Here is a 5,158-nt window from a genome sequence, read left to right as displayed (position 1 = left end):
GGTACATCGCCGCGCTGGAGGACGCCAGTGTTCGACGACAGATCGAACCCTTTGCAAGGCTCCTGGCTGGCCTGGTTGAGATGAGACAACAGGCACCAAGGGCAACGAACTCCTGACCCAGACTGGCTGATGGCATTCACTTTGGCGGTGGCTTCCTCAATGGTGCCCGCGCACAAGAGGAGGTGCTCTGCCGCTCGAACGCCCTGTATGCCACGCTGTGCGGCGATGTATGCCGCTCATGCTAAGCGATCACAGCCGGATTCCAGCGACTGGGCCATCCTCTCGCCTGCTATCCCCGTGTTTCGCAGTGACGATGGCACGCCGTTGTACGTTCCCTGGACGGTCGACTTTCTGACCTGTGCGGCGCCCTATGCCTCGGCGATCGGCCAGTCAACAGCCGGTGAACTGCTGCAGACCGAGTGCTCCGACGGCACCAATGGATTGAATGAAAGTGCGTCGCTTCATCGTCAGGTTCCTCTGTATTGCATCGCCTGCCAAATGAGCCGGCCCCGGCCTTCGATGCCCCGACCACCCAGGGCGCAAGACCCTCGAGGACTACCGTGGCCAATGGCTGGGGCTGTTCTCGCATCCGGCCGACTTCACCCCGGTCTGCACCACCGAGTTCATCGCCTTCGCCAAGCGCCATGCCGACTTCCAGACACTCGGCTGCGAGCTGCTCGGGCTGTCGATCGACAGCAACTTCTCGCACATCGCCGATCTCTGGATGCAGGTGGCCAAGGCCTACGGCATGATCCAGCCCGGCGCCAGTGACACCTCCGCGGTGCGTGCGGCCAGGTCGATCTACACCCCCTGTTGCTAAGGCGGTCCTGCTGGTCAATCAGGGAGTATGGCAGGCACACTCCGCGCAGGCCCAACCGGATTCGGTACTGCCCCATGCGTCTGCGCTGGATCAACCCAGAGAAACAACGTTACTACAACGCGCAGCTTGTCGCCGATCTCTTCGGCGACTGGACACTGGTGACCTATTGGGGTGGACTGCACTCGCGTCTGGGCGGTCTGAGCGTGAATGCGGTGGCGAGCTATGAGGCTGGGCTCGAGGAGATCGCCCGGATCAGCCAGCGGCGCCGGCAGCGAGGTTACAACGTGGTTGACGAGGACGAGGAACAAGCCTGCCTGACAGGCTGAACAATCGCCTTGTGTTCGCCTCGCTGTCGATCGCGCCTGCTTCTGCGCAGCTCAAGCAACCCACTCGCAAATCAGCCGCAATCTGCTGATCTTTCGCTGTCGCGCGAACGTGCCAATCCCGCCAGGCTATCGCCACCGAAACACCGGAGGCGAACCCCATGCATGCCCTCGACCTGCCGCGCGGCATCGATGACCCACCCTCGCTGCTGCTCTGGCGCCTGGATGATCTAATCCCCCTGATCCTGATGCTGATCATCGGCATCCTCGCCGATCGTCTGCTGCTCTTCGTGCTGCTCGGCCTGGGCCTGTCCCGGCTCTATGGCCGCTTCCGCGACAGTCGCCCGGATGGCTTCGCGCTGCACTGGGCCTACTGGCACGGCCTGGTCCCACTCGGTGCGCGCAGTTGCCCGAACCCCTTCAGTCGCTGCTGGCGGGGATAGGGCGCTCATGACACTCGATACCCTGACCAAGACCTGGCGCGGCATCAACCGCGAGAACCGCTTTCACCGGATTGCAGTGGCCCTGTTGCTGGTGACCAATCTGCTCAGCCTCGCGGCACTGCTGCGCGCCGATCGCACCGTGGTGCTGGTGCCCCCGATCCTCGAGGGCGAGGTCAACGTCGCTCGCGACCGCGCCTCGCGCGAGGTCAAAGAGGCCTGGGCGATCTACGTCGCCGAACTGCTCGGCAATGTCGGCGCGCGCTCGGCCGACTTCATCCAGCAGGCCCTCGAGCCACTGCTGGCTCCGCCGCTGCGCGCCGCCGTGATGGAGGTCATCGGCGAGCAGGTCGACGCGATCAAGCGCGAGCGCGTCTCCATGCACTTCTCCCCGAGTGCGCTCAGCTACGACCCCGCCACCGACACCCATTACATCACCGGCAACCAGGTCAGCATCGGTCCCGGCGCCCAGCCGGTGCGCCATCAACGCACCTTCGAGGTCCGCGTTGGTTTCCGTCATTACCGGCCGGTGATTACGCATCTGGATGTCTATCCCGGCACCCCTCGCCAACCGGAGCAGTCTTAGTCATGGCGTTCTATCCATCCTCTGTAGCACGCTCTGCGCTGCGCACACCGCGCTTCCTGCTCCCCGCCACGCTGACCCTGGTTGGCATCACACTGGTTGGAACGACGCCACTGCTGCATGCCGACAGTCCCTTCTTGCGCGGCAGTGCCGGAGCTAACCAGACCGAGGCGAGTCGCGCCAATGCCGGAGCAAGCACTGCCCCTGAAGACACCGACTCGGGCGAACCCGCCGTCCTGGCCTTGGGACCGCGTACCGTCACCGTCGCACCCGGCGCCAATGCCATCCTCGAGCTGGCGATCGATCACCTTAATCGCATCGTCACCCCGTTCGAGCGTCCCTCCGTGCGCACCGTCTCCGACCTCAGCACCGAGGTCGAGGGCAAGGTCGTCTATGTCGCCACCGCCAGTGAAGTCCCGGCGACGCTCTACATCAGCGCCGGCGATGCCTCAGGGACCACGATTGCGCTGACCTTAGCCCCCCGCCGGGTTCCCCCGCGCGAGATCCGTCTCCAGGTCCCCGGCTACAGAGCTGCACAGGCCCAGACCAAAAACAAAGCACAAACCACCACGGAGACGCAGTCCGACAGTGCCCCGGTCGCGCTGAGTCCAGCGCACCCAGCCCTCTGGCAGCAGCCGCTGCCGTATCTGCAAACCCTGACCACGGCCTTGCGTGATCTGGCACGTGGTGAGGTGCCCGAAGGCTTTCGTCGCGGCTCCGTTCGCTCGGAGGATCGTCTGCGCTGCGAGGCTCCCGGGCTGCGAGCCTCGGATGTGGAGGTCTTCGAGAGCGACCACCTGAAGCTGCTGAAGACGACGCTGCGCTACAGCGGTCAGGAACCCCTCGGGATCACCCCGCACCACTGCCGCCCACGCGGCAAGGGGGTCATCGCCGCTCAGGCGACTTGGCCCCGCACAGACCTGCGCAAGGGGGAGGAGACCCAACTGCTGATCGCGTTGCGGGTCGGTGAAGCCACCGTACCGTTGCCTGTGAGTCCAGGAGGAACAACGACAGCGACACGGACACTGGAGGCTCATCGATGACCCAACTCACCGACCATTGGGCCCAACTGAGCCCGAAAGCGCGCCGTGCACTGACCCTGAGCGCCGGCGGCGCGGTGATCGCCGGGCTCGCCTGGCTGATGGCCACCGCGCCCGGCCAGCATCAGCCGGGTCAGGGCGAACGCGAGCGTCTGGTGACCAATTTGCTCACTGATGTCGATCCCCGCGATCTGGGTATCGATGGTCTGGGTCGACGGCTGAAGCGCCTGGAAAGCGACGTGCGCGGCATCGCCCACAACCTGGAGAAGGTTGGCCTGAGCGTCGCCGATGACAGCAGCCAGAGCCGGCTGGTGCAGACCCTGCGCAGCGAGCGCGAGGCGGAGTTGAAGGCGCTGCGCACTGAGGTGCGGGGCTTGCGTGAGGATCTGCAGACGCGTCTTGCCGAACGGGCTGATGCGGGTGTCGCTGAGCCGTCGTCAGTCGCAATCACTGACGCCAACGCCGATGCCGGTCGCTTTACCCCACCCGCCGCTGGCGAACGAAACCCGCCAACATTGGAGCCAACCCCACCACCAAGCCTTGATCAGCTGTTTCTGCCCCCAACGGAGCCTGGCACCGCTGCTGCGAATACACCCAAGACCCCAACCCGCAGCCTCAACATCCGCCATGTCGCCGATGCCGATGCGCCGCCAGCGCCGAGCCCGGAGGAGGCCGCCGAGGCCAAGATCCCCGAGGTCCGCATCCCGGCCGGCAGCATCCTGCGCGGGGTGCTGCTCTCTGGCCTGGATGCGCCGACCGGCCGCGCCGCGCGCCAGGATCCCTATCCAGCACTGCTGCGCCTCAAACACACCGCCATCCTGCCGAACCGTTTCCGCGCCGATGTGCGCGAATGCTTCCTGCTGGTCGGCGGCTACGGCGACTTGGGCTCGGAGCGGGTCTATCTGCGCGCCGAATCGATCAACTGCGTGCGCCGCGATGGCCGCACCCTGGAGGTCGCCGTCGATGGCTATGCGGTCGGTGAGGACGGCAAGGTCGGGGTGCGCGGGCGTCTGGTCAACAAGCAGGGGCAGGTCATCGGTCAGGCGCTGCAGGTGAGCTTCCTGCAGGGCTTCAGTCAGCTGTTCTCGACCGTGCCCGCAGCAACGGTGGCCACCGGGACCGGCGCGGTGCCATTTCAGCAGGTGTTCTCTGGGGCGGCGATGCAGGGGGCGATGCTCTCCGGCACCGGCGAAGCCCTGGAACGCCTGGCGGAGTATTACCTGGATATGGCCGAGAACCTGTTCCCGGTGCTTGAGGTCGACGCCGGGCGCGGCATCGAGGTGATCCTCAACCGCGGTGTCGGGCTGAAGCTGCAATGAGCGTCGCAAAAGCGCCGGATTTTGCCTGCCTTTCGCTGTCGCGCCAAGCGCGGTGGGCGGGGCAAGCTGTGTCTCACCGATTCACTGCCTGGCGATTGATGCCCATGTCTCTGTCCCGCTGCGTTCGTTCCACGCTGTCCCGATCCACCTTGGCGCTGTCGTTGACGGTTGCCTCGCAAGCGGCCCTCAGCGCGCCGCCGATGCCGCCAGCGCTGAGTGATCTCTCGGCGCGCATCCAGGCCTCGCTCGAGCTGCCTGGAACCCGCGTGCAGATGCTCGACCTCGAGGGTCAGTCGGTCTACCTCGCCGGCGGTGGGCGCTATGCCTTCACTGGCCCGGCCTGGGATCTTTGGCATGGGGTTGAGCTGCAGGATGTGGCGCAGGCCAGCGCCTTGGCCGGTCGGCTCGATCGCGATCGGCTGCCGCTCGATGCGGTGGACTTGGGTGCCTTGCCGCTGAATACCGACGTCCTGGCAGAGGACAGCCTCTGGGTCTTCGTCGATCCGTTGTATCCGGCGGGACTCGAGGTCTTGGCTGAGCTGCGCGATACCGGCACTCCGGCCCAGGTCGTGCTGCTGCCGGTCGGTGGCCCGGAGTCGCTGGATCTGGCGCGGCGACTGCGCTGTGCCCCCT

7 protein-coding genes and 1 pseudogene are annotated in these 5,158 nt (G+C 65.8%); all 8 read left to right on the top strand.

Features of this window, described 5'->3' with window-relative positions:
• The first annotated feature begins 122 nt into the window (after positions 1-122).
• Positions 123-245 carry a poly(ADP-ribose) glycohydrolase domain-containing protein gene (locus tag CKO42_RS27720; RefSeq protein WP_242479712.1) on the top strand — a complete coding sequence of 41 codons (123 nt, stop codon included), beginning with the start codon at positions 123-125 and terminating at the stop codon, positions 243-245.
• Positions 246-482: 237 nt separating this feature from the next.
• Positions 483-790, top strand: a pseudogene (locus CKO42_RS25765) (redoxin domain-containing protein); the annotation flags it as partial.
• 104 nt (positions 791-894) lie between these two features.
• Entirely contained in the window at positions 895-1,146 is a 252-nt protein-coding gene (locus CKO42_RS25760; protein ID WP_200251899.1) for a WGR domain-containing protein, read from the top strand.
• A 158-nt stretch (positions 1,147-1,304) separates the two neighbouring features.
• Complete coding sequence (gene traL, locus CKO42_RS25755; RefSeq protein ID WP_200251897.1) at positions 1,305-1,586, top strand: type IV conjugative transfer system protein TraL; 282 nt, start codon at positions 1,305-1,307, stop codon at positions 1,584-1,586.
• Positions 1,587-1,593: 7 nt separating this feature from the next.
• On the top strand, positions 1,594-2,169 hold the full coding sequence (locus tag CKO42_RS25750; RefSeq protein WP_200251894.1) for a TraE/TraK family type IV conjugative transfer system protein: 576 nt from the start codon (positions 1,594-1,596) through the stop codon (positions 2,167-2,169).
• 2 nt (positions 2,170-2,171) lie between these two features.
• Complete coding sequence (locus CKO42_RS25745) at positions 2,172-3,209, top strand: TraK domain-containing protein (protein ID WP_200251892.1); 1,038 nt, start codon at positions 2,172-2,174, stop codon at positions 3,207-3,209.
• A complete protein-coding gene (locus CKO42_RS25740) occupies positions 3,206-4,525 on the top strand; it encodes a TraB/TrbI/VirB10 family type IV secretion system protein (protein WP_200251890.1) in 1,320 nt (439 codons plus the stop codon). Before CKO42_RS25745 ends, CKO42_RS25740 begins: the two co-directional genes overlap by 4 nt.
• Positions 4,526-4,629: 104 nt before the next feature.
• The coding region (locus CKO42_RS25735) for a thioredoxin domain-containing protein (RefSeq protein ID WP_476737489.1) at positions 4,630-5,158 on the top strand (529 nt) is incomplete at its 3' end.

The organism is Lamprobacter modestohalophilus, assembly GCF_016583905.1.
Classification (GTDB): domain Bacteria; phylum Pseudomonadota; class Gammaproteobacteria; order Chromatiales; family Chromatiaceae; genus Lamprobacter; species Lamprobacter modestohalophilus.
This window is presented reverse-complemented; position numbering and strand designations above follow the sequence as displayed.

What these genes read in the sequence shown, in the direction of transcription:
- CKO42_RS25760 (WP_200251899.1), top strand. Translation starts at nt 895, where the DNA reads ATGCGTCTGCGCTGGATCAACCCAGAGAAACAACGTTACTACAACGCG.
- traL (WP_200251897.1), top strand. Translation starts at nt 1,305, where the DNA reads ATGCATGCCCTCGACCTGCCGCGCGGCATCGATGACCCACCCTCGCTG.
- CKO42_RS25750 (WP_200251894.1), top strand. Translation starts at nt 1,594, where the DNA reads ATGACACTCGATACCCTGACCAAGACCTGGCGCGGCATCAACCGCGAG.
- CKO42_RS25745 (WP_200251892.1), top strand. Translation starts at nt 2,172, where the DNA reads ATGGCGTTCTATCCATCCTCTGTAGCACGCTCTGCGCTGCGCACACCG.
- CKO42_RS25740 (WP_200251890.1), top strand. Translation starts at nt 3,206, where the DNA reads ATGACCCAACTCACCGACCATTGGGCCCAACTGAGCCCGAAAGCGCGC.